The organism is Streptococcus mitis (assembly GCF_002096735.1).
GTDB classification, from domain to species: Bacteria; Bacillota; Bacilli; order Lactobacillales; family Streptococcaceae; genus Streptococcus; species Streptococcus mitis_CZ.
Genome location: NZ_NCVC01000011.1, coordinates 34,851 through 59,315 on the forward strand (window position 1 = coordinate 34,851; position 24,465 = coordinate 59,315).

General features: G+C 40.3%; 19 protein-coding genes and 2 pseudogenes. 19 read left to right on the forward strand and 2 right to left on the reverse strand.

The window, feature by feature from the left end:
- Positions 1-5 precede the first annotated feature (5 nt).
- The 13 genes and pseudogenes from B7703_RS01445 to B7703_RS01505 all read left to right on the forward strand — a co-directional run bounded on the left by B7703_RS01445 (position 6) and on the right by B7703_RS01505 (position 17,371).
- Entirely contained in the window at positions 6-554 is a 549-nt protein-coding gene (locus B7703_RS01445; RefSeq protein WP_084923355.1) for a GNAT family N-acetyltransferase, read from the forward strand.
- Positions 555-720: 166 nt separating this feature from the next.
- Positions 721-1,430 (forward strand): annotated as a pseudogene (ccdA2, locus tag B7703_RS01450) (thiol-disulfide oxidoreductase-associated membrane protein CcdA2).
- 13 nt (positions 1,431-1,443) lie between these two features.
- A complete protein-coding gene (locus B7703_RS01455; protein ID WP_084923357.1) occupies positions 1,444-2,007 on the forward strand; it encodes a redoxin family protein in 564 nt (187 codons plus the stop codon).
- Between the two features lie 9 nt (positions 2,008-2,016).
- Positions 2,017-3,129: a peptide-methionine (R)-S-oxide reductase MsrB gene (gene msrB / locus B7703_RS01460; protein ID WP_084923358.1), complete on the forward strand. Its 1,113-nt coding sequence runs from the start codon at positions 2,017-2,019 to the stop codon at positions 3,127-3,129.
- 70 nt (positions 3,130-3,199) lie between these two features.
- Positions 3,200-3,937, forward strand: coding sequence for a response regulator transcription factor (locus tag B7703_RS01465; RefSeq protein WP_049488474.1), 738 nt, complete (start codon positions 3,200-3,202; stop codon positions 3,935-3,937).
- A complete protein-coding gene (locus B7703_RS01470; RefSeq protein ID WP_084923360.1) occupies positions 3,934-5,625 on the forward strand; it encodes a cache domain-containing sensor histidine kinase in 1,692 nt (563 codons plus the stop codon). The genes B7703_RS01465 and B7703_RS01470 overlap by 4 nt, the downstream gene beginning before the upstream one ends.
- Positions 5,626-5,739: 114 nt before the next feature.
- A complete protein-coding gene (locus B7703_RS01475; RefSeq protein WP_192851946.1) occupies positions 5,740-6,303 on the forward strand; it encodes a TIGR01440 family protein in 564 nt (187 codons plus the stop codon).
- 2 nt (positions 6,304-6,305) lie between these two features.
- Positions 6,306-12,221: a ZmpA/ZmpB/ZmpC family metallo-endopeptidase gene (locus B7703_RS01480; protein ID WP_084923363.1), complete on the forward strand. Its 5,916-nt coding sequence runs from the start codon at positions 6,306-6,308 to the stop codon at positions 12,219-12,221.
- 60 nt (positions 12,222-12,281) lie between these two features.
- Complete coding sequence (pabB, locus tag B7703_RS01485) at positions 12,282-14,003, forward strand: aminodeoxychorismate synthase component I (protein WP_084923364.1); 1,722 nt, start codon at positions 12,282-12,284, stop codon at positions 14,001-14,003.
- Positions 14,004-14,621, forward strand: coding sequence for an alpha/beta fold hydrolase (locus B7703_RS01490; RefSeq protein WP_084923366.1), 618 nt, complete (start codon positions 14,004-14,006; stop codon positions 14,619-14,621).
- A 48-nt stretch (positions 14,622-14,669) separates the two neighbouring features.
- Positions 14,670-15,356: pseudogene (locus B7703_RS01495) on the forward strand (excalibur calcium-binding domain-containing protein); the annotation flags it as partial.
- Positions 15,357-15,473: 117 nt separating this feature from the next.
- Positions 15,474-16,433 (forward strand): ROK family glucokinase, encoded by a 960-nt coding sequence (locus B7703_RS01500; protein ID WP_000078564.1) that lies wholly within the window; start codon positions 15,474-15,476, stop codon positions 16,431-16,433.
- 98 nt (positions 16,434-16,531) lie between these two features.
- A complete protein-coding gene (locus tag B7703_RS01505; protein ID WP_060627845.1) occupies positions 16,532-17,371 on the forward strand; it encodes a thymidylate synthase in 840 nt (279 codons plus the stop codon).
- A gap of 50 nt (positions 17,372-17,421) precedes the next feature.
- Here the strand turns inward: B7703_RS01505 and B7703_RS01510 are convergent, their stop codons facing one another.
- The gene (locus B7703_RS01510; protein WP_001051780.1) at positions 17,422-17,592 is read right to left on the reverse strand and encodes a DUF3042 family protein; all 171 of its coding nucleotides are present in this window, start codon (positions 17,590-17,592) and stop codon (positions 17,422-17,424) included.
- 120 nt (positions 17,593-17,712) lie between these two features.
- Here B7703_RS01510 and miaA point away from each other — a divergent pair, with 120 nt between their 5' ends.
- Genes miaA through B7703_RS01535 form a run of 5 tightly spaced genes read left to right on the forward strand, consistent with a single transcriptional unit; the run spans position 17,713 to position 22,164 of the window.
- Positions 17,713-18,597: a tRNA (adenosine(37)-N6)-dimethylallyltransferase MiaA gene (gene miaA, locus B7703_RS01515; RefSeq protein WP_084923370.1), complete on the forward strand. Its 885-nt coding sequence runs from the start codon at positions 17,713-17,715 to the stop codon at positions 18,595-18,597.
- A complete protein-coding gene (hflX, locus tag B7703_RS01520) occupies positions 18,590-19,828 on the forward strand; it encodes a GTPase HflX (protein ID WP_024057897.1) in 1,239 nt (412 codons plus the stop codon). Before miaA ends, hflX begins: the two co-directional genes overlap by 8 nt.
- On the forward strand, positions 19,821-20,444 hold the full coding sequence (locus B7703_RS01525; protein ID WP_084923371.1) for a cystathionine beta-lyase: 624 nt from the start codon (positions 19,821-19,823) through the stop codon (positions 20,442-20,444). Before hflX ends, B7703_RS01525 begins: the two co-directional genes overlap by 8 nt.
- A gap of 14 nt (positions 20,445-20,458) precedes the next feature.
- Complete coding sequence (rnz, locus tag B7703_RS01530) at positions 20,459-21,388, forward strand: ribonuclease Z (protein WP_084923373.1); 930 nt, start codon at positions 20,459-20,461, stop codon at positions 21,386-21,388.
- Positions 21,389-21,408: 20 nt separating this feature from the next.
- Positions 21,409-22,164, forward strand: a complete 756-nt coding sequence (locus B7703_RS01535) for an SDR family NAD(P)-dependent oxidoreductase (protein ID WP_084923375.1) — start codon at positions 21,409-21,411, stop codon at positions 22,162-22,164.
- A 37-nt stretch (positions 22,165-22,201) separates the two neighbouring features.
- Here the strand turns inward: B7703_RS01535 and B7703_RS01540 are convergent, their stop codons facing one another.
- The gene (locus tag B7703_RS01540; RefSeq protein WP_084923376.1) at positions 22,202-23,107 is read right to left on the reverse strand and encodes a helix-turn-helix domain-containing protein; all 906 of its coding nucleotides are present in this window, start codon (positions 23,105-23,107) and stop codon (positions 22,202-22,204) included.
- Positions 23,108-23,493: 386 nt separating this feature from the next.
- On the opposite strand from B7703_RS01540, the gene B7703_RS01545 reads away from it, so the two are divergent.
- Positions 23,494-24,465, forward strand: a complete 972-nt coding sequence (locus tag B7703_RS01545; RefSeq protein ID WP_084923378.1) for a PspC-like choline-binding domain-containing protein — start codon at positions 23,494-23,496, stop codon at positions 24,463-24,465.

Genomic DNA, 24,465 nt, shown 5'->3' on the forward strand with positions numbered 1-24,465 from the left:
GCGTCATGAAAGCAATCGGTACGCAAATATTACAGACAGATCGTTTAATCTTGCGAAGATTTGTGGAAAGTGATGCAGAAGCTATGTTTCAAAATTGGGCTTCATCCGCTGAGAATCTGACCTATGTCACCTGGGATCCTCATCCTGATGTCGAGGTGACTCGAAACTCGATTCGTAATTGGGTTGTTTCTTATGCTAATCCCAACTATTATAAATGGGCCATTTGTCTCAAAGAAAAGCCAGAGCAGGTGATAGGAGATATCAGCATCGTTGCAATAGATGAGAACGATTCTTCTTGTGAAATTGGCTATGTGCTAGGCAAGAAATACTGGGGTCATGGTATGATGACGGAGGCCTTGAAAGCTGTCTTGGACTTCTGTTTTACTCAAGCAGGCTTTCAAGAAGTCAAGGCACGATATGCTAGTCTTAATCCAGCTTCAGGTCGTGTCATGGAGAAGGCTGGAATGTCCTATCTCAAGACTATTACCAATGGTGTAGAGAGAAAAGGATATCTTGCAGATCTTATTTATTATCAGATAAGTAGGGAAGACTAGTGAATTTTCTTTTCTGCTTTCATCTAAGTCAGACTGTGTCTGGCTTTTTTTGCAACATTTTTTACATAACCTGATTAAATTCCTATTTTTCCCTATCATTGCCCCTGTTTTTTCTGGAGTTTTGGGGCTATAATAGTCCTATCAAATCAAAGAATGGAGGAAGGCAATGGATAATATAATCTTTTTTATCAGTGTTTTTCTGGCTGGAATTCTTTCCTTCTTTTCTCCTTGTATTTTACCCTTGTTACCGGTTTATGCAGGGGTCTTGTTGGATGATAAAGATGGTGCTCAGGCTTCTAGTGGCAAATTTTAATCTCATTTGTTAGTTTATTGCGAACTCTGGCCTTTATAGCGGGTATTTCTTTTATCTTTATCTTACTAGGCTATGGAGCTGGTTTTTTAGGCAATTTGCTGTATACTTCTTGGTTTCAGTATGTGACGGGTGCGGTTATCATTCTCTTGGGCTTACATCAGATGGAAGTCTTACATTTTCAGGGACTCTACAAGGAAAGAAGGCTACAATTACAGAGACAGGGGCAAGAGGGGAACGGCTATAGTCAGGCATTTTTACTGGGGTTGACATTTAGTTTTGCTTGGACGCCTTGTGTGGGGCCGGTTCTTGGCTCTGTTTTGGCCTTGGCAGCTTCAGGTGGTTCAGGTGCTTGGCAGGGAGCTGGTCTCATGTTAATCTATACGCTGGGTCTAGCACTACCATTTTTGGTTCTAGCTCTTGCCTCCAGCTATGTTTTGAAACATTTCCGAAAACTTCATCCCTATCTAGGAACCCTCAAAAAAGTGGGTGGTTTCCTCATTATCGTGATGGGAATCTTGGTGCTTTTGGGAAATGCTTCCATTTTGACTACATTATTTGAATAGAGAGGAAAAAGAAATGAAAAAATGGCAAACATGTCTCCTTGGAGTCGGCTCAATCTGTTGCTTGGCAGCCTGTTCAGCTAAAAATATGTCAGACGAAGCTACTATGAAGGAGCAAACAAAAACAGAACAAGTCAGTGCGCAAACTGCGACTAAAGGTCAGGCGGTTGCTGATTTTGAACTAACGGGAGTAGATGGCAAGACCTACCGCTTGTCTGATTACAAGGGCAAGAAAGTCTATCTCAAATTCTGGGCTTCTTGGTGTTCCATCTGTCTAGCTAGTCTTCCTGACACGGATGAAATTGCTAAAGATGCTGGAGACGACTATGTGGTCTTGACAGTGGTGTCTCCTGGACATAAGGGGGAACAAGCAGAAGCAGACTTTAAGAACTGGTACAAGAGCTTGGATTATAAAAATTTCCCAGTTCTAATTGACCCATCAGGAAAACTGTTGGAAAGTTATGGTGTCCGTTCTTACCCAACTCAAGCCTTTATAGACAAGGAAGGCAAGCTGGTCAAAACGCAACCAGGTTTTATGGATAAGGATATGATTTTAAAAACATTGAAAGAAATGGGGTAGAGAAAGGTCATGAATGATAAAGTAAAATTGTTTGTCTTGGCAGGAATATTTTTCCTAGCCATAACCGGTTTCTATTTTCTATTGATGCGAAATGCAGGGCAGACAGATAGCTCGCAAATTGAGAAAGCATCAGTTAGCCAAGGAGGAAAAACAGTGAAAAAAACAGAAGTGAGTAAAGACGCAGACTTGCACGAAATTTATCTAGCTGGGGGATGTTTCTGGGGAGTGGAGGAATATTTCTCACGCGTTCCTGGAGTAACGGATGCCGTATCAGGCTATGCAAATGGTAGAGGGGAAACAACCAAGTACGAATTGATTAACCAAACAGGTCATGCGGAGACTGTTCATGTCACCTATGATGCCAAGCAAATTTCCCTTAAGGAAATCCTGCTTCATTATTTCCGCATTATCAATCCAACCAGCAAAAATAAACAAGGAAATGATGTGGGAACCCAGTACCGTACTGGTGTTTATTACACAGATGACAAGGATTTAGAGGTGATTAACCAGGTCTTTGATGAGGTGGCTAAGAAATACGATCAACCTCTAGCAGTTGAAAAGGAGACCTTGAAAAATTTTGTAGTGGCTGAGGATTACCACCAAGACTATCTCAAGAAAAATCCAAATGGCTACTGCCATATCAATGTTAATCAGGCGGCCTACCCCGTCATCGATGCCAGCAAATATCCCAAACCAAGCGATGAAGAATTGAAAAAGACCTTGTCACCTGAGGAGTATGCAGTTACCCAGAAAAATCAAACAGAACGAGCTTTTTCAAACCGCTACTGGGATAAATTTGAATCTGGTATCTATGTGGATGTGGCAACTGGCGAACCGCTCTTTTCATCAAAGGATAAGTTTGAATCTGGTTGTGGTTGGCCTAGTTTCACCCAACCCATCAGCCCAGATGTTGCTACCTACAAGGAAGATAAGTCTTACAATATGACACGCATGGAAGTGCGGAGCCGAGTTGGAGATTCTCACCTGGGCCATGTCTTTACGGATGGACCACAGGACAAGGGTGGCTTGCGCTACTGTATTAATAGTCTCTCTATCCGCTTTATTCCTAAAAACCAAATGGAAGAAAAAGGCTACGCTTATTTACTAGATTATGTCGATTAAGAGGGCTTTCCTAAGCAGTTAGAGGAGAATTTTGCTATACTGATACTAGTAAGTGACAAAGGAGAGAAGCATGACCTACACAATCTTAATCGTAGAAGATGAATATCTGGTAAGACAAGGCTTGACCAAGCTGGTCAATGTCGCAGCCTACGATATGGAAATCATCGGTCAAGCTGAAAATGGAAGACAGGCTTGGGAATTGATACAAAAGCAGGTGCCAGATATCATTTTAACCGATATCAACATGCCTCAGTTAAATGGCATTCAGTTAGCCAGTCTGGTTCGAGAAACCTATCCTCAGGTTCATCTAGTTTTTTTGACAGGCTACGATGATTTTGATTATGCTTTGTCTGCTGTCAAACTAGGTGTGGATGACTACCTGCTTAAACCCTTTTCTCGTCAGGATATTGAGGAAATGTTGGGGAAAATCAAGCAAAAGTTAGATAAGGAAGAAAAGGAAGAGCAGTTACAAGATTTATTGACCGATAAGTTTGAGGGAAATATGGCTCAGAAAATCCAGTCCCATCTGGCTGATAGCCAGTTTAGTTTAAAGTCTTTAGCAAATGACTTAGGCTTTAGCCCGACTTATCTGAGTTCTTTGATTAAGAAAGAGTTAGGCATGCCTTTTCAGGATTATCTGGTGAGAGAACGTGTCAAACAAGCCAAGCTCTTGCTTCTGACAACGGATTTAAAGATTTATGAGATCGCAGAGAAGGTTGGTTTTGAAGATATGAACTATTTTACACAACGTTTTAAACAGATTGCAGGTGTGACACCTCGTCAGTTTAAGAAGGGGGAAGGTCGATGAAACGTTCTTCTCTCTTAGTCAGAATGGTTATTTCCATCTTTCTGGTCTTTCTCATTCTCCTAGCTCTGGTTGGGACTTTCTACTATCAATCTAGTTCTTCAGCCCTTGAGGCTACTATTGAGGGCAATAGCCAGACGACTATCAGTCAGACTAGCCACTTTATCCAGTCTTATATCAAAAAATTAGAAACCACCTCTACCAGTTTGACCCAGCAGACAGATGTCCTAGCCTATGCTGAGAATCCCAGTCAAGACAAGGTCAAGGGAATTCGAGATCTATTTTTGACCATCTTAAAATCAGACCAGGACTTGAAAGCTGTTGTATTGGTCACCAAATCAGGTCAGGTCATTTCTACAGATGATAGTGTGCAAATGAAAACCTCCTCAGATATGATGGCTGAGGATTGGTACCAAAAGGCTATTCATCAGGGAGCCATGCCAGTTTTGACCCCAGCTCGTAAATCGGACAGTCAGTGGGTCATTTCTGTCACTCAGGAACTTGTTGATGCAAAGGGAGCCAATCTGGGTGTACTTCGTTTGGATATTTCTTATGAAACTCTGGAAGCCTATCTTAACCAACTTCAGTTGGGTCATCAGGGCTTTGCCTTCATCATCAATGAAAACCATGAATTTGTTTATCATCCTCAACACACAGTTTATAGTTCGTCTAGCGAAATGGAGGCCATGAAACCCTATATTGAGACAGGGCAGGGCTATACTCCAGATCACAAATCCTACGTCAGTCAGGAAAGAATTGCTGGAACTGATTGGACGGTGCTTGGCGTGTCTTCGCTGGAGAAGTTAGACCAAGTTCGGAGTCAACTCTTGTGGACCTTGCTTGGGGCCAGTGTCACATCTCTTCTTGCCTGTCTCTGCTTGGTGTGGCTTAGTCTTAAACGCTGGATTGCTCCTTTGAAGGATTTGAGAGAAACCATGCTGGAAATTGCTTCTGGTAATCAGAATCTTCGTGCCAAGGAAACTGGTGCCTATGAACTGAGAGAGGTGACTCGCCAGTTCAATGCCATGTTGGATCAGATTGATCAGTTGATGATAGATATTCGTAGGCAGGAGGAAACGACCCGTCAGTACCAACTTCAAGCCCTATCAAGCCAGATTAACCCCCATTTCCTCTATAACACCTTGGACACTATTATCTGGATGGCTGAATTTCAGGATAGTCAGCGTGTGGTGCAGGTGACCAAGTCCTTGGCAACCTATTTCCGCTTGGCGCTCAATCAGGGTAAAGATTTGATTTGCCTGTCTGATGAAATCAATCATGTCCGCCAGTATCTCTTTATCCAGAAACAACGTTATGGAGATAAGCTGGAATATGAAATTGATGAAAATCCTGCCTTTGATAACCTAGTCTTGCCCAAGCTGGTGTTACAACCCCTTGTAGAGAATGCTCTTTACCATGGCATCAAGGAGAAGGAAGGTCAGGGACATATTAGAGTTTCTGTCCAGAAACAGGATAGAGGACTAGTCATCCGCATTGAGGATGATGGCGTTGGCTTCCAATCTACTGGAGACAATAGTCAGAGTCAGCTCAAACGTGGAGGAGTTGGTCTGCAAAATGTTGACCAGCGTCTCAAACTTCATTTTGGAGAAGATTACCAGATGAAGATTGATTCTGCACCCGACAAAGGAACGAGGGTTGAAATATACATAAATAGAATAGAAACTAGCTAACTCCCAGTCAATTCTGGGAGTTTTATGCGTAATCGAGAAAGCTTTCTAGGTTGTCTATCTTGCTAAAAATAAGAAAAAACGATATGATAGATAATGACAAAAGAGGTATCAAGTATGAAGGAAAAAGACATTCAAAGAGAAACAAGCCAGATTGTAGAAGATGTATTGGAAAAGGCCAATTTGAAGCAAGGATCCATCTTTGTTTTAGGCCTTTCTTCTAGTGAAGTGATAGGTGGTCAGATTGGCAAGGAATCCAGCCAAGAAATTGGCGAAATCATTGTGAAAACCATCCTAGATATCCTAGAAGAAAAAGGAATTCATCTAGCTGTTCAAGGTTGTGAACATGTCAATCGGGCTCTCGTTGTTGAACGTCAGGTGGCAGAGCAGTTGGGTCTGGAAATGGTCAGTGTCCTTCCTACTCTCCATGCAGGAGGTTCAGGTCAATTGGCAGCTTTTAAGTTTATGCATGATCCAGTTGAGGTTGAATTTATCAAGGCCCATGCTGGATTGGATATCGGAGACACTGCAATTGGCATGCATGTCAAGCATGTTCAGGTTCCGATTCGCCCTCTTTTGAGAGAAATTGGGCATGCCCATGTAACGGCTCTTGCTAGCCGTCCCAAATTAATCGGAGGTGCGCGTGCGCACTATCCTCAAGATTCTATTAGAAAGTCGTGAGAATGAGAAAAACAAAACAACAACTAGAAAAAATTACCAAATATTCAATTCGTAAGTTAACTGTTGGGGTAGGTCCTGTAGCCATCGGGGCCTTCCTTTTTGGTGCAAGTACCCTTTCAGTAGACAAGGTACAAGCCAATGAAGTTGGCGGAGCTTATAGCGTTCATTACCGTTATTTGGCGGAGCAGGAACTGACCGAGTCTGAAAAAGCCCTGATTCATCATGAGGTTCCTACAGAATTTCAAGATGATGATATTCTTTATGTAGTTTATCGTAAAAAGGCAACTAACAGTCAACAACTTCCTTACACAGGAAGTAAGGAGCTAGCTCTAGCAGGCCTTGGCTTGGCAACGGCTTCTCTAGCAGTCTTTTTGGTGTCCAAAAAAGGTCGCAAAGAGGTTCTAGGTGTTCTCTTGATTGGTTCTTTAGGAGCCAGCACCTTTGTACCTTATGGGACGTTTGCGTTTGAAAATAAAGAATTGCTTTCTTATAACCAAACTATTTCAGCATCTACACATGACGGCTTGGCTGAAGGGATTATCCACATTGATGGCTATGAATACATTGGATACTTTAAGGAAGCGGAACTCCATCCATCAAGACCAGCTTCAGCTGAACAGCCTCAGTTGCCAGTAGAAAAGCAAAGTTCAAAAGAAATCGAGAAAACAGAAGTCGTTCAAGAAAGACCTGCGGTTACTCCAGAAACTGTCGTTGAAAAACCTGTAGTAGAGAATCCAATTGCTCCTGCGGTTGAAGCAAAACCAGTTTCTGAGAAGCCTCAGACAAGACAGGAAGAGAGCTTGGTGGAGATTCCTTTTGAAACGGTCACGAGCCCAGATGCTAATTTAGCAGAAGGACAGACTCGTATTGTCACAGCCGGAGTAAATGGTCAGCGTCGCCTTGTAACTAAAGTATCGATGGTCAATGGTCAAGAAGTTAGAGAAGTCATCGAAGACCAAGTTGTTCAAAATCCTGTGTCGCAAGTCATTGCAGTCGGGACTAAGAAAGAGGTGCAACCTGCCCCAACTCCAGTACCACAAGCTGAACCAAGTCACCAAGTAGCTAAAGGAACCCAAGAGACAGGTAAGGAAGGTCAATCTTTAACGCAAGCGGAATTACCAGAATCCCCAGTTGAAGTAAAAGGAACTCAAGAGGAGGGTCAAGAAGGTCAAGCCTTAACCCAACCAGAAAATCCAGAATACCATGAAGCTAAAGGTGTTCAAGAAGTGAAAGAAGGCGAGCAGCAAGGCCAAGCTTTAGTACAGCCAGAACTTCCAGAATATAAAGAACCAGTTTCAACAAAAGGAACACAAGAACCTGGTCAAGAAGGTCAAGCACCAGTACAAGAAGTAAACCCAGAATATAAAGTAACAACTGGTACTGTTGAGAAGTCTATTGAAAGTGAATTAGATTTCACAACAGAAGTAGTTCCGGATGATACAAAATATGTGGGTGACGAAGTAGTTGAAAATCCTGGTTCTAAAGGAGTTCAAGTTACGAAAACAACTTACGAAACAGTGGAAGGTGTGGAAACAGACAAAGTCCTTTCTACAACTACAGAAGTGAAAACTCCTGCTGTTCCTAAAGTCGTTAAAAAAGGGACAAAACCAGTTGAAGGAACAGTAGTTGAAACAAGAGAAGAAGTCATTCCTTTTGCTACAAAAACAGAAGATGATGACACTTTAAAACGTGGAACAACTAAAGTTGCTCAAAAAGGTGTAGACGGTAAGAAACAAATTACTGAAACCTATAAAACGATTCGTGGAGAAAAAACAAGTGAAGCTCCAACAGTAGAAGAAAAAGTTCTTCAAGCACCTCAAGATAAAATTATTAAGAATGGTACAAAAGGTATAGAAAAACCAACATTACAGTGGGCTAATACTGAAAAAGATGTCTTGAAGAAGAGTGCCACAGCTAGTTATACATTGACTAAACCAGCTGGTGTAGAAATTAAATCCATCAAATTAGCATTAAAAGATAAAGATGGACAACTTGTTAAAGAAGTAACGGTTGCTGAAAATAATTTAAACGCTACTTTAGATAAATTGAAATATTATCAAGGTTATACCCTATCTACTACAATGGTTTATGATCGTGGAGAAGGCGAAGAAACTGAGAAATTAGAAGATAAACAAATTCAGTTAGACCTTAAAAAAGTTGAAATCAAGAATATTCAAGAAACAAGCTTGATAAGTGTAGATGATGCTGGTATTGAAACAGACAGTAGTTTATTATCCTCTATTCCAAGTAATGTCAAACCATTTTATTTGAAGGTTACGACACGTGACAATAAAGTTACAAGATTAGCGGTAAATAAAATAGAAGAAGTAACAGTTGAAGGGAAAACATTATATAAAGTTACTGCTACAGCACCAGATTTAGTACAGAGAAATGCTGATAATACTTTTACTGAAACTTATACACATTATTTTGCAAAGCCAAAAACACGTGAAAATGATGTTTATTATGATTTCAATGAGCTTGTAAAAGCAATGCAAGAAAATCCAACAGGAAATTACAAAATTGGTAGTGATTTGAATGCGGTAAATGTTAAACCAGCAGGAAAATCTTATGTAACAAATGTATTCAAGGGTACATTATCAAGTACGGATGGAAATCACTTTGCGATTCATAATATTACTAGACCGTTATTTGGGAACATCGAAGGTGGTTCAGTAAAAGACTTACAACTAGAAAACGTTAATATTGAAATGCCGTGGGCAAATAATGTTGCCCCATTGGCAAATGTTGTAAAACGTGGAAATATAGAGAATATTAAAGTCACAGGTAAAGTTTCTGCTGGAAATGATATTACGGGTATGGTGAATAAATTAGATGAAAGTACAATGACAAATGTTGCTTTTATCGGTAAACTTCATATTTCCGGTGATAAAGGAAACTGGGCTGGTGGTCTAGTAAGTGAAAACTGGAGAAGTAATGTTGATAAGGGCTATGTTGAAGCGGATGTTACTGGAGAGGCTGCTCGTTTTGGTGGAATTATTGCTAAAGTAAATCATGGTACAGATCCACGAGATGTTGGGCAAAAAGGATTCTTGAAGAATTCAGTTGCTAAAGGAACTATCGATATTAAAAAACCGATTGAAGTTGGTGGATTAGTACATTCTAACTGGTCATGGGGACTTGTTGAAAACAATGTAACAATGATGAAAGTTAAGAATGGTGGAGAGATTCTATATGGTTCCAAAGATTTAAATGACGATAAATATTTTGGTGCTGACTGGGTAAGAAATACAAACTTTACTGTCAATGATGTTAGTGAAGGGCTTCAATCTTATAAACTTTCTAATAAATGGAAAGGAGTTTCACAAGACGAAGCAAATAAGAAAATTGAAGCAATGGGAATCACTGCTGATAAATTTACTAGCACAAAACCAGTTGAAGATCGATTAAATAATAGTTTAAATAGAGAAGAAGAGTATAAAGCGATTGATGATTATGATGCATCTCGTGAGCTTGCATACCGTAACATTGAAAAACTTCAACCGTTCTACAATAAAGAGTGGATTATCAATCAAGGGAATAAAATTCCTGCTGGTTCTAAATTGTTAACGACTGAAGTATTATCCGTTACAGGTATGAAAGATGGACAATTTGTAACTGATTTATCAGATGTTGATAAGATTATGATTCATTATGCTGATGGTACGAAAGAAGAAAAATCTGTATCACCTAAACCTACATCAAACGTAGAACAAGTAAAAGAATATGGTATTACAGATTTAGGAGATGTCGTTTACACACCTAATATGGTGGTTAAAGACCGTGCTCAATTACTAAGTGATATTAAAGCAAAATTAGATACAATTACTCTTGAATCTCCTGAGGTTCGTGCGATAACAGGTAATGTTGGAGCATTATACTTAGAAGAAAGTTTTGCAGAAGTAAAAGGAAATCTTGATAAATTAGTAAAAGCTCTTGTTGAAAATGAAGATCATCAGTTAAATGGTGATGAGGCAGCCATCAAAGCACTTCTTAAGAAAGTAGAAGATAATAAAGCTAAAATCATGATGGCACTTACTTACCTCAATCGTTATTATGGTATTGAATATGGTGACTTAAACATTAAGAATATAATGATGTTTAAACCAGATTTCTATGGTAAGACACCAAGTGTTATTGATAGATTAATTCGAATTGGTTCGCAAGAAAAGAACTTGAAGGGTGATAGAACTCAAGATGCATATCGTGAAATTATTGCAGGAGATACTGGTAAAGGTGATTTACGTAGTTTCTTAGATTATAATATGCGTCTCTTCACAAATGATACAGATCTTAACGACTGGTTTATCCATTCAGCGAAAAATGTTTATGTTGTAGAACCAGAAACAACAAATCCAGATTTCAAAAATAAACGTCATCGTGTTTTTGATGGTCTAAATAATAATATGCATGCACGTATGATTTTACCATTATTGAACTTGAAGAAAGCACATATCTTTATGATTTCAACCTATAATACTATGGCTTATAGTTCATTTGAAAAATATGGTAAAAATACAGAAGCTGAACGTGAAGCGTTCAAAGAACGTATTAATTATGTAGCTAAAGCTCAACAAACATACTTAGACTTCTGGTCACGTCTTGCACTTCCAAATGTTCGTGATAGACTGCTTAAGAGTCAAAATATGGTTCCTACACCTGTATGGGATAATCAAGCTTATGCGGGTATTAAGGATGCTAATCGTCGTGGATATGGTACAGATGGGAAGGTAGCGACACCAATTCGTGAGTTATTTGGCCCAACAGATAGATGGCATCAAATTAATTGGAATATGGGAGCGATGGCTAAAGTCTATGCAAAACCAAATGAAGATGAACAAGTTTTCTTCATGGTGACAGATATGATTAGTGACTTTGGTATTTCAGCCTTTACACATGAAACAACTCACGTAAATGACCGTATGGCATATTTAGGAGGTTCGGGACATCGTGAAGGTACGGATTTAGAAGCATTTGCACAAGGTATGTTGCAATCACCTGCTGAAACAAGTCCAAACGGTGATTTTAAAGCACTAGGATTGAACATGGCCTACGAACGTCCAAACGATGGAAAACAATGGTACAACACTAATCCTAATGATCTTGCATCTCGTGATGAAATTGATCATTACATGAAAGGGTTTAATGACACATTAATGCTTCTGGATTACCTTGAAGGAGAAGCAGTATTGAACCAACATGATAAAGAGTTAAATAGTGCTTGGTTTAAGAAAGTTGATAAGAAATTACGCGGAGCGAATACGAAAAATCAATATGATGTAGTTCGTGATCTGAATGACGAAGAAAAGGCATATGATTTAAATTCTGTTAATGACTTAGTAGAGAAAAACTTCATGACAAAACATGGTCCTGGTAATGCTACATATGACCCAACTGGATTTGGAACTGCCTATGTAACAGTGCCTATCACTGCAGGTATCTATGGTGGTAATACAAGTGAAGGAGCTCCTGGCTCAATGTCATTCAAACATAACACCTTCCGTATGTGGGGTTACTTTGGATATGAAAAAGGCTTCCTAAACTACGCTTCAAATATGTTAAAAGCTGAATCTAAAAAAGCTGGTAACGCTACTTTAGGTGACGACTTCATCATTAAGAAAGTTTCTGATGGTAAATTTACTTCTCTAGAAGCTTGGAAGAAAGAATACTTCAAAGAAGTTGTGGATAAAGCGAAAGCAGGATTTAACCCTGTTACAATCGACGGTACTACATACAGTAGTTATGATGACTTGAAGAATGCATTTGCTGCAGCAGTTGATAAAGATAAAGCTACTCTTAAAACTGATAAAAATGGAAACAAATCTGTTTCTACAAACAATACAGTTACACTCAAAGAGAAATTATACAAAAAACTTCTTCAACAAACAAACAGCTTTAAAACTTCAATCTTTAAGTAATCGAAATCTCTCATCTGCTTTGCGGATGAGGGTTTTCTTAATTTGTGCTATACTTAAGGTATGCATAGAAAAACAGTGATTGATTTTAGGGATTTGGGGGAGAGATACACCTTCACTCAGCCTATCAAAGAGTTAAAAACGAGAGATGTAGCAGAAGTGGCGGACTTGCTGGCACAAGTGGAAAGCTACCAAAAGAAGGGCTATTATGTGGTGGGCTATGTTAGCTACGAGGCTGCACCCGCTTTTGAAGAGAAACTAGCAGTTCACAAGGCACCTTTATTGGACGAGTATTTACTGTATTTTACTGTTCACGATAGGGTGGAGACCTCCCCTATTCCTCTGACTTATGATGAGGTTGATTTGCCTTCAAATTGGCAGGAAGTGACGTCTGAAGCAGAATATGAAAAGGCGATTGCTCAGATTCACCATCATTTGCGGCAGGGGGATACCTATCAGGTTAACTACACCGTCCAACTCAAGCAGGACTTAAGTGCTGATCCTTTTGCTATCTACAATCGTATGGTGGTAGAGCAGGAGGCGGGCTACAATGCCTATGTGGAACATGACGAGATGGCAGTGATTTCCATGAGCCCAGAGCTCTTTTTTGAGCAAAATCACCGTGAGTTGACAACGCGACCAATGAAGGGAACAACTCAGCGTGGGGTCACCAACCAAGAAGACCTTGTCCAAGCTAGTTGGTTGGAGCAGGATCCTAAAAATCGCTCTGAAAATATGATGATTGTGGACCTCTTGCGCAATGATATGAACCGTATTTCTGAGGTGGGGAGTGAGCATGTAGAACGTCTGTGCCAAGTGGAACAGTATTCGACAGTTTGGCAGATGACTTCGACCATCAAGAGTCAATTGCGAGAGGATGTTGACCTTGTTGAAATCTTTCGTTCTCTCTTTCCTTGTGGTTCCATAACGGGAGCACCCAAAATTGCGACTATGGAGATTATAAAGGACTTGGAGCCACAACCGCGTGGAGTCTACTGTGGAACCATTGGTCTCTTGCTTCCAAATGGACGACGGATTTTTAATGTGGCCATTCGGACTATTCAACTCTACAAGGGGCAAGCTATCTATGGAGTTGGCGGAGGCATTACTTGGGATAGCACTTGGGAGTCTGAATACCGTGAGGTTCATCAAAAGGCAGCAGTTCTCTATCGTAAACAAGCTCGCTTCCAACTGATTACAACTGGAAAAATCAGTCAAAAACAACTGCTGTTTGAAGAGCAACATATAGAAAGACTGAGAAAAGCAAGTCGATATTTTTCATATCCTTTTGATGCAGAAGACTTGAAACAAAAGATAAAGGAAGAGTGTCAGGCTTGTGATGTTCATCAAGACTATCGTTTGCAAATTAGTCTCAGCAAATCTGGAGAGATAGAAGTCGATCGCCAAGTATTGAAACCTCTCAGTTCGTCCTTCTGCCAAGCAAAACTTTGTCTACAGGGAGCAGATTTGAATCAATCCTTTACCTACTTTAAAACCACTTACAGACCACACTTAAGTCTAGGTAAACAGGAAATCATTTACCATAATGAAAGAGGAGAACTTCTTGAAACCTCTATCGGAAATTTGGTTCTGAAAATCGCTGGGAAACTCTACACACCATCTATCCGACTTGGAATCTTGCCAGGAATTTACCGTCAGCATTTACTAGAAACAGGACAGATAGAAGAGAAAGTCTTGACCTTGGCAGATTTAACCCAAGCAGAAGCTATTTACGGCTGTAATGCCGTGAGAGGTTTGTATGAGTTAATCTTACAGGAGAAGTAGATGAAACTGATATTTTTACACGGCTTAGGGCAGTCAGCAGAGTCTTGGAAAGAAGTTCGGGATTTACTGACAGATTATCCTTCTGAGGCTATCGAGTTATTTCCTTCTGGAGTTAGCAACTATCAACAAGCTAAAGAGCGAGTTTATCAGCATCTAGCTCAAGAGACAGAACCTTTTATTTTGGTTGGATTGTCCTTAGGTGCTGCCCTGGCACTAGAACTTTCCAGTTATGATTTACCAAATCTTCAAGGTTTAGTTTTGTCAGGTTGCCCTCTGAAATTAGCTGGAAATATCTTATTTAAAATCCAGTTGATGATTTTTAAACTACTTCCAAAAAGTTTTTTTGAAAAACGGGGAGCAAACAAAGCTCTTATGGTCGGAGTTTCTGAGGAATTGAAGACACTTGATTTAACAGATATATCAAGAACTTGTCCTTATCCAACCTTACTAATTTGTGGTAGCAAAGATAAACCGAATCTTAGTTCTATGAGAAGTATTCATAAACTAATATCAGAATCCCAATTTCAGATTATCCCAGACGGCCCTCATGTTTTGAATAAGGAAAAACCAAAAGAGTTTGCAGAAATAACCAGAAGTTTCCTTGAATTGCTGAAATAAGTTTGATAAAATACTATTGAAATCGATATCATAATTATGGGAGAAAAAATGAACAAACGTCTATTTTTAAAAATGAGTCTAGCTAGCTTGCCAGTTTTAGCCTTGTTTTCACAACCTGTGTTAGCAGAAGAAAATATTCATTTTTCTAGTTGTAAAGAGGCTTGGGCGAATGGATACGCAGATATTCACGAGGGAGAACCTGGTTATTCTGCCAAGTTAGACCGCGATCATGATGGTGTGGCTTGCGAATTGAAAAATGCCCCTAAGGGTGCTTTCAAGGCAAAACAATCAACGGCAACTCAAACTGATACAACTTCATCCACAGCAAGTGGTTGGGTTAAGCAGGATGGTGCTTGGTATTACTTTGATGGAAATGGAAATCCAGTAAAAAATGCATGGCAGGGAAATTATTACCTGAAAGAAGATGGTCAAATGGCCCAGAGCGAATGGATTTATGACTCTTCTTATCAAGCTTGGTATTATTTGAAATCAGATGGTTCTTATGCTCGCAATGCATGGCAAGGAGCTTATTACCTTAAATCAAACGGTAAAATGGCACAAGGTGAGTGGGTCTATGATTCTTCTTACCAAGCCTGGTATTACTTAAAATCAGATGGTTCTTATGCTCGCAATGCATGGCAAGGAAACTACTATTTGAAATCAGATGGTAAAATGGCTAAAAATGAGCGAGTTGATGGAGGTCGCTACTACGTAGATGCTTCAGGTCTATGGAAACCATAAGTAAGGATAAAATCTAGAAAGTTAATGCAAACCTTTGCATAAATGAGTGAATTTTGTTATACTAGTACTGTAAGCATTTTCAGTTAATTCATAATGAAAAAGGAGAATATGATGAGTCAAAAGATTATTGGGATTGACCTTGGTGGAACTTCTATCAAATTTGCAATCTTGACAACGGCAGGAGAAATCCAAGAAAAATGGTCTATCAAGACCAACATTTTGGATGAGGGAAGTCATATCGTTGACGATATGATTGAGTCTATTCAACATCGTTTGGACTTGCTTGGATTGGTAGCAGCAGACTTCCAAGGTATTGGAATGGGATCACCAGGTGTGGTTGACCGTGAAAAGGGGACTGTTATTGGTGCCTACAATTTGAACTGGAAAACCCTTCAACCAATCAAAGAAAAGATTGAAAAAGCCTTGGGTATTCCATTCTTCATCGATAATGATGCCAACGTGGCAGCTCTTGGTGAACGTTGGATGGGTGCTGGTGATAACCAACCAGATGTTGTCTTTATGACACTTGGTACAGGTGTTGGTGGCGGTATCGTCGCTGAAGGCAAATTGCTTCATGGTGTTGCTGGTGCAGCAGGTGAGCTTGGCCACATCACTGTTGACTTTGACCAACCAATCGCATGTACTTGCGGTAAGAAAGGTTGCCTTGAGACAGTTGCTTCAGCAACAGGGATTGTCAACTTGACTCGTCGCTATGCTGATGAATACGAAGGCGATGCAGCCTTGAAACGCTTGATTGATAATGGAGAAGAAGTAACTGCTAAGACTGTCTTTGATTTGGCAAAAGAAGGAGATGACCTTGCTTTGATCGTTTACCGTAACTTCTCACGTTACTTGGGAATTGCTTGTGCTAACATCGGATCAATCCTAAACCCATCAACCATCGTCATCGGTGGTGGGGTGTCAGCTGCGGGAGAATTCCTTCTACAAGGTGTTCAAAAAGTTTATGACGAAAATACCTTCCCACAAGTACGCACATCAACAAAATTAGCTCTTGCAACTCTAGGAAATGACGCTGGGGTTATCGGAGCAGCATCACTTGTATTACAATAAAATAATAAAAGGAGAAAAACACTACTTTAAAGCGAGTGATTTTCCTCCTTTCTTTTTTTATGCTATACTAGTTAGGACAATAAATGAGGTGAGAGTAAATGACAAAAGCAGATACGATTTTTAAAGAAAATATTGAACGAATCCTCAAAGATGGAGTCTTTTCTGAGCAGGCTCGTCCCAAGTACAAGGATGGGACTGTTGCCAACTCCAAGTACGTAACGGGTGCCTTTGCAGAGTATGACTTATCTAAAGGAGAATTTCCAATCACAACCTTGCGTCCTATTGCCATCAAATCCGCAATCAAGGAAGTGCTCTGGATTTACCAAGACCAGTCTAATAGCCTAGAAGTGCTCAATGACAAGTACAATGTTCACTACTGGAATGACTGGGAGGTGGGAGATACGGGAACTATTGGTGAGCGTTACGGGGCAGTCGTTAAGAAACACGATATTATCAATAAGCTTCTCAAGCAGTTGGAAGCTAATCCTTGGAACCGTCGAAACATTATCTCCCTTTGGGATTACCAAGCTTTTGAGGAGACAGATGGGCTGCTCCCCTGCGCCTTTCAGACCATGTTTGATGTCCGCCGTGTAGATGGAGAAATCTATCTGGATGCGACCTTGACCCAGCGTTCTAACGACATGCTAGTGGCCCACCATATCAACGCTATGCAGTACGTGGCTCTTCAAATGATGATTGCCAAGCATTTTGGCTGGAAGGTTGGGAAGTTCTTCTACTTTATCAACAACCTCCATATCTATGATAATCAATTTGAACAAGCAGAGGAATTGCTTCGTCGGGAGCCGTCAAACTGCCAACCACGTTTGGTCTTGAATGTGCCAGATAAGACCAATTTCTTTGATATCAAAGCAGAAGATTTTGAGTTGGTGGATTATGACCCTGTTAAGCCACAGTTGAAGTTTGACCTAGCTATTTAAAAGAATAGAAAAAAGAAGTTGAGACAATGAATCCCAACTTCTTTTGTTTCTTAACGTGATACGCGGCGACGAGCTGCTTTTTTACGGTTTTCTTCGATGAAAGCTGCTTTTTGCTCTTCTGGTTCGATCACTTTCTTTTTAAATGCGTATACTGCACCTGCGACTGCAGCGACAGTTCCTGCGACACCTGTTACAAGACCTTTAGCGAATCCTTTAGCCATGAGTCTTCCTCCTTTATCTTCTTAATCAGCCAGCCCCTTCAAGAGGTCACATTTTTCTGACCGACCTTTTTGTGTTATAATAATATTAACGAAAAAATGGGAATTTTTCAAGGAAAAAAGATGAAAACAAAAATAATTGTGATTGTTGGACCGACTGCAGTTGGAAAGACGGCTCTAGCCATTGAAGTGGCCAAGCGTTTTAATGGCGAAGTGGTTAGTGGAGATAGCCAGCAAGTCTATCGAGGTCTAGATATTGGGACGGCTAAGGCTAGTCCAGAAGAGCAGGCAGCTGTTCCCCATCATTTAATCGATGTTAGAGAGGTAACCGAGTCTTACTCGGCTTTTGATTTTGTTTCAGAAGCTAAGATGGCTATTGAGGATATTCATGGTCGTGGCAAGCTAGCCATTATTGCTGGTGGGACTGGGCTTTATATCCAGAGTTTGCTTGAAGGTTACCACCTGGGTGGGGGGACACCTCATAAGGAGATTTTGGCCTATCGGGCTAGTTTGGAGCCTTATACAGATGAGGAATTAGCCTATCTGGTGGACCAAGCAGGCCTTGAGATTCCCCAGTTTAATCGTCGTCGTGCAATGCGTGCCTTGGAAATTGCCCATTTTGGTCAGGATTTGGAAAATCAAGAGAGTCTATATGAACCGCTGATTATCTGCTTGGATGATGAGCGCAGTCAGCTTTATGAGCGTATCAATCGCCGAGTAGATCTAATGTTTGAGGCTGGGCTTTTGGATGAGGCTAAGTGGCTCTTTGCCCATTATCCAGATGTGCAGGCAGCCAAGGGCATTGGCTACAAGGAACTCTTTCCGTATTTTCGTGGGGAGCAGACTTTGGAGGAAGCTAGTGAGAGTCTCAAACAGGCGACCCGCCGTTTTGCCAAGCGTCAGTTGACCTGGTTCCGTAATCGTATGCAGGTCACCTTTTATCAGATTGGAGAAACTGGTGTGCAAGACCGCATTTTAAGCCAGATAGAGGAGTTTTTAGATGATTGAAACGGAGAAAAAAGAGGAACGGGTTCTGCTGATTGGTGTGGAATTGCAAGGCATGGACAATTTTGACCTCTCCATGGAAGAATTGGCCAGTCTAGCTAAGACAGCTGGGGCAGTTGTTGTAGATAGCTACAGACAAAAACGTGAAAAATATGATTCCAAGACCTTCGTCGGCTCTGGTAAGCTAGAAGAAATTGCGCTCATGGTGGATGCAGAAGAAATTACCACTGTCATCGTCAACAATCGTTTAACTCCACGGCAAAATGTCAATCTAGAGGAAGTTCTGGGTGTTAAGGTCATTGACCGTATGCAGTTGATTTTGGATATCTTTGCCATGCGAGCTCGAAGCCATGAAGGGAAGCTCCAAGTTCACCTAGCTCAGCTCAAATATCTCTTGCCTCGCTTGGTTGGTCAGGGAATTATGCTCAGTCGTCAGGCAGGGGGAATTGGTTCCCGTGGACCTGGTGAAAGCCAGCTGGAGCTGAATCGTCGTAGTGTTCGAAACCAAATTACGGATATCGAGCGCCAGCTCAAGGTGGTTGAGAAAAATCGGGCGACTGTCAGAGAAAAACGTTTGGAGTCAAGTACCTTTAAGATTGGTTTGATTGGTTATACCAATGCTGGGAAGTCAACTATCATGAACACCTTAACCAGTAAGACCCAGTATGAGGCTGACGAGCTCTTTGCGACTCTGGACGCGACGACTAAGAGTATCCATCTGGGGGGCAATCTCCAAGTAACTTTGACAGATACAGTTGGCTTTATCCAAGATTTGCCGACAGAGTTGGTGTCCAGTTTTAAGTCAACCTTGGAAGAAAGCAAGCATGTGGACCTTCTGGTTCATGTTATCGATGCCAGCAATCCTTACCATGAGGAGCATGAAAAAACAGTCCTGTCCATCATGAAAGACCTGGACATGGAAGATATTCCTCGCCTGACCCTTTATAATAAAGCGGATTTGGTGGAGGATTTTACGCCTACCCAAACGCCTTATGCCCTCATTTCTGCCAAGTCTGAGGATAGTCGTGAGAACTTGCAGGCACTATTTTTAGAGAAAATCAAGGATATTTTTGAATCTTTTACCCTGCGCGTGCCTTTTTCTAAGTCCTATAAGATTCATGATTTAGAAAGTGTAGCGATTCTGGAAGAACGTGATTATCAGGAGGATGGCGAAGTGATTACAGGCTACATTTCCGAGAAAAACAAATGGAGGTTAGAAGAATTTTATGACTGATATTAAAACGTTGGCTCTAAAATATGGGGGCTATACAAGTCTGGACAAGGTCTATCTGGATCAACTTCTAGCTGGTAAAACAGAGCAAGAGCAGTTGGCACTGATCACTCCTCCGCCCAGCGTGGTCAATGCTTACTTTGCAGAACTCTATCAGAAAAAAAGTCCTGAGGCTGCGACGGATTATTTTGCGGAACTCAGTCAGGAACTGAATCTTTACAATACTGAGCCAAGTTTCACCCTAGAAAATAAGCCTTTTATTCGGCTTAATCTGTCTGGTAAATCCTTTGGTTTTTGTTATGAGAGTGAGGGTCTGGGTCGGATTTTCTCTGAAGATAAAGAGGTTCTTTCAGAAGACTTGCTCTTTGAAATTGCGCAAATTTTCCCCCATCAACTGGTCTTTGAAGAGTCTGGTAAGATTTACATGAAGGCTGTTGGAGATGAGGAAGTTGTTAGCATGGAGAGTCTAACAGCTTTAACTGATTTGGAAAGCTTGGCTGATGGTCGCAAGCGTCTAAAAGGTTACAGCCAAGAGGAGTTATTACAAGAAGCTACTGCTTTTTCTGGCAAGCGCTATTTCCGATCGGAAAACCGCACAGCCATGTTATATATTGATTAATTAGAAAGTATCGAATGGATATTCAATTTTTAGGAACGGGGGCTGGTCAGCCCTCTAAAGCCCGCAATGTTTCAAGTCTCGCCCTGAAGCTCTTGGACGAGATTAACGAAGTCTGGCTCTTTGACTGTGGAGAAGGAACGCAAAATCGCATTCTGGAAACAACGATTCGACCACGCAAGGTTAGCAAAATCTTTATCACTCACTTGCACGGAGACCACATTTTTGGCTTGCCAGGTTTCCTTTCTAGCCGTGCCTTTCAAGCCAATGAAGAGCAGACAGATTTGGAAATCTATGGACCGCAAGGGATTAAGTCCTTTGTCTTAACCAGTCTTCGTGTGTCAGGTTCTCGTTTGCCCTACCGCATTCATTTTCATGAGTTTGACCAAGATTCTCTAGGAAAAATCCTTGAGACCGATAAATTCGCGGTGTATGCAGAGGAGCTGGACCACACTATTTTCTGTGTTGGCTATCGTGTTATCCAAAAGGATCTAGAAGGAACGCTGGATGCTGAAAAACTCAAGGCTGCTGGTGTCCCATTTGGCCCACTTTTTGGGAAAATCAAAAACGGTCAGGATGTTGTTTTGGAAGATGGAACTGAAATCAAGGCAGCAGACTATATCTCAGCTCCACGTCCAGGTAAAATTATCACTATTTTAGGAGACACTCGAAAAACGGATGCCAGTGTGCGTCTGGCTGTCAATGCCGATGTCCTAGTTCATGAGTCCACTTATGGCAAGGGTGATGAAAAAATTGCCCGTAACCATGGCCACTCTACTAACATGCAAGCTGCGCAAGTAGCGGTAGAAGCAGGTGCCAAACGCCTCTTGCTCAACCATATCAGTGCCCGTTTCCTCTCAAAAGATATCAGCAAACTCAAGAAAGACGCTGCTAGTATCTTTGAAAATGTGCATGTGGTCAAGGATTTGGAAGAAGTAGAAATCTAGCAGTCACAGAAAGGATAAGTATGCCTACTATTCTCATTACTGGAGCTAGCGGTGGCCTAGCACAAGAGATGGTCAAACTCTTGCCAAATGACCAACTTATCTTGCTTGGCCGAAATAAGGAAAAATTAGCCCAACTCTACGGAAACCATCCCCATGCAGAATTGATTGAAATCGATATTACCGATGACTCAGCCTTAGAAACTCTGGTAACTGACCTCTATCTTCGTTATGGCAAGATTGATGTCTTGATAAACAACGCTGGTTACGGGATCTTTGAGGAATTTGACCAGATTTCCGACCAAGATATTCATCAGATGTTTGAGGTCAATACCTTTGCCCTGATGAATCTGTCTCGTCGCCTTGCGCCTCGAATGAAGGAAAGTCGAAAAGGCCATATCATCAATATTGTTAGCATGGCAGGTTTGATTGCTACTGGCAAGTCTAGTCTCTACACAGCCACTAAGTTTGCGGCCATTGGTTTTTCAAATGCTCTGCGCCTCGAACTCATGCCCTATGGAGTCTATGTGACAACAATCAATCCAGGACCAATCCGAACAGGATTTTTTGACCAGTCCGATCCAGATGGCATCTATCTTAAGTCGGTTGAACGCTTCCTGCTAGAACCAGATGCAGTGGCTAAAAAGATTGTCAAGATTATAGGAAAAAACAAACGAGAACTCAATCTTCCGATGTTGTTGAACCTAGCCCATAAGTTTTATACCCTCTTTCCCAAGCTAGCTGATAAGTTGGCAGGGGAAACTTTTAATTATAAATAAAAAAGTTGTTCCTAAAATGGAGCAACTTTTTTGACGATTAGAACAAATCAATACCTGTCTTATTTAATGCGTGGCAGTGATAGGTGAAGGCATTGATAAAATTAGAGTAGTATTGCTGATCAATAAATTTTGCGCTTTGAAGATAATTAAATAGATTTTTCGCTAAAGGAATAGCCTCAGGTTTATTCCATCTAAATTGATTGTAAACATGTTCAACTTCTAGAAACATGAGGGGAATAGCTAGATAGCCTCGTTCGAAGGTCTGAAGTGATTTAATTTTTTTAATAATATCATCAGCCTTTTGATAGTAGCCCAATTCAGAGAAGTATTTTGCAGAGAAAGTAAGAGCATTTAAAATACGGATGTAGGTGTCAGTGTTGGCACTTTCTTTGTACATAAGTAGTAATTGTTTGGTCATATGGTCAATGAGTTCCATGGGACAATGATTGACGATAACACGATAAATTTCAAGTTCGATACTATTAAAGACATCCGATTTCATTAAATGCTTGATAATGTTTTGAATTCTAGCAACAGTTTCAGGACTCTTTGATATGGTTGGATAATGTCTTAATTTAATAGATTTGAAAATCATCTCCGCTTGAAGTGGGTTGTCTTTTAGATAGATATCAAATAATTTTTCGTATTCTTCAATGTAAGTGAGGATATCTTCTTCATGGACTACATGTTTTCCAAATTCAATAGCAGGTAATTCTAAGCAGTCTCCACCTTTATTTGCATAGGCGAGAACAAAATCATTCCATTCAACTCCGATCACGATTAACAGTTTGGCAAAGTTTTCTAGTGAAATTCCTTTATCGCCTTTTTCAAATTGACTTAGGAACTGTGGTGATACGATATCTGAGGCGGCTTCCTTTAGGCTGAGGCCTCGTGCTTCGCGCAGGTACTTAAATGTAGCTCCAAATGGGTATAGATTTTCCATAAATAATCTCCTTACATACTTCTAAGACTATTATACAAAAATTTAGAGAAAAAAATGGAGAAAGAAAACTATAGTTACAAAATACTAGAATTCTATGCTATTTTTTATTTTTATGAACAAGATTGAAACTATAGTTTAAATAGCGAAAAATTTAAATATCTATTATGGTATGATAAGGGAAAGAATAGCTAATAAAGCCGGCTTGTTATACTAGTATAACAAGGATTGACTTACCACTCAATCATATTCTATCAGTCATTAAAGGAGAAAATGAAATGGGAAAAACTTAAAGGATTGACACTAGAAAAATATCATATTTACTTTTACAGTTACAAGATAGTTATCATAAATTTTTAGAAAAATAGAAATATATAAGGAGTTTTGTTATGAAAAACAGAAAAATGCTGGCCTCTTCTTTATTAGCCGGTGCTTTATTGTCAGTAGGTTATGTAGCTTCTAAACCGACAGAGGTTCACGCTTTAACAGATATGAGTGTAAAAGATACTCAAAATCCCTTGAAAATCAACTTGATAGAGACAGGAGAAGTAACTATACTATTGGTTGACCTTCAAAGAAATTCTACAACTAATGATAATACATATCTTGATTTTGATTTAGTTAATGAAGATACTGGAGCACTTGCTTCTTCACACACTTTTGGAAGATTTGGAGGAAGTAATAGAATAAGACAGGGAATTAATATACTCCCAGTAAAAGATGGGAATTACCATCTAGATATCTACAGTTCAGGTGATTTTGGAAAACGTTACTTCGGACGTTCAGAAGTTTTTAAAATCTCTGGATATAAATACTATCCGATTAAGAAGGTAGAGACACCAACCGTTACTGAAACTCCAAAACAAACCTCTAACTCTACCTCTAACTCAGGTCAAACTGGCTGGTCAGGTTCTTCTTACTATAAAGCTGGTGTTAAAGTAGTGAATCAATGGATTTTTGATGTTCAGTACAATTCTTACTTCTATCTAAATGCTTCAGGTACCTTTGTTCAAAATGCTTGGTCAGGCAACTACTATCTTAAATCAGGTGGCTACATGGCTAAAAGCGAGTGGATTTATGACAATAACTATAAATCATACTATTACTTGACAGCAGAGGGTAGCTATGAGCGTAATGCTTGGGCTGGAAGTTACTACCTCAAATCAGATGGTAAAATGGCTAAGAGTGAGTGGATCTATGATAGTAGTTATCAATCTTACTATTATCTAACATCAGAAGGAAGCTATGCTCGTGACACATGGGTAGGCGACTACTATCTCAAGTCAAATGGTAAGATGGCAGTCAACGAACGTACCCCAGATGGCTACCAAGTAGATGGCTCAGGTAAGTGGGTGAAATAA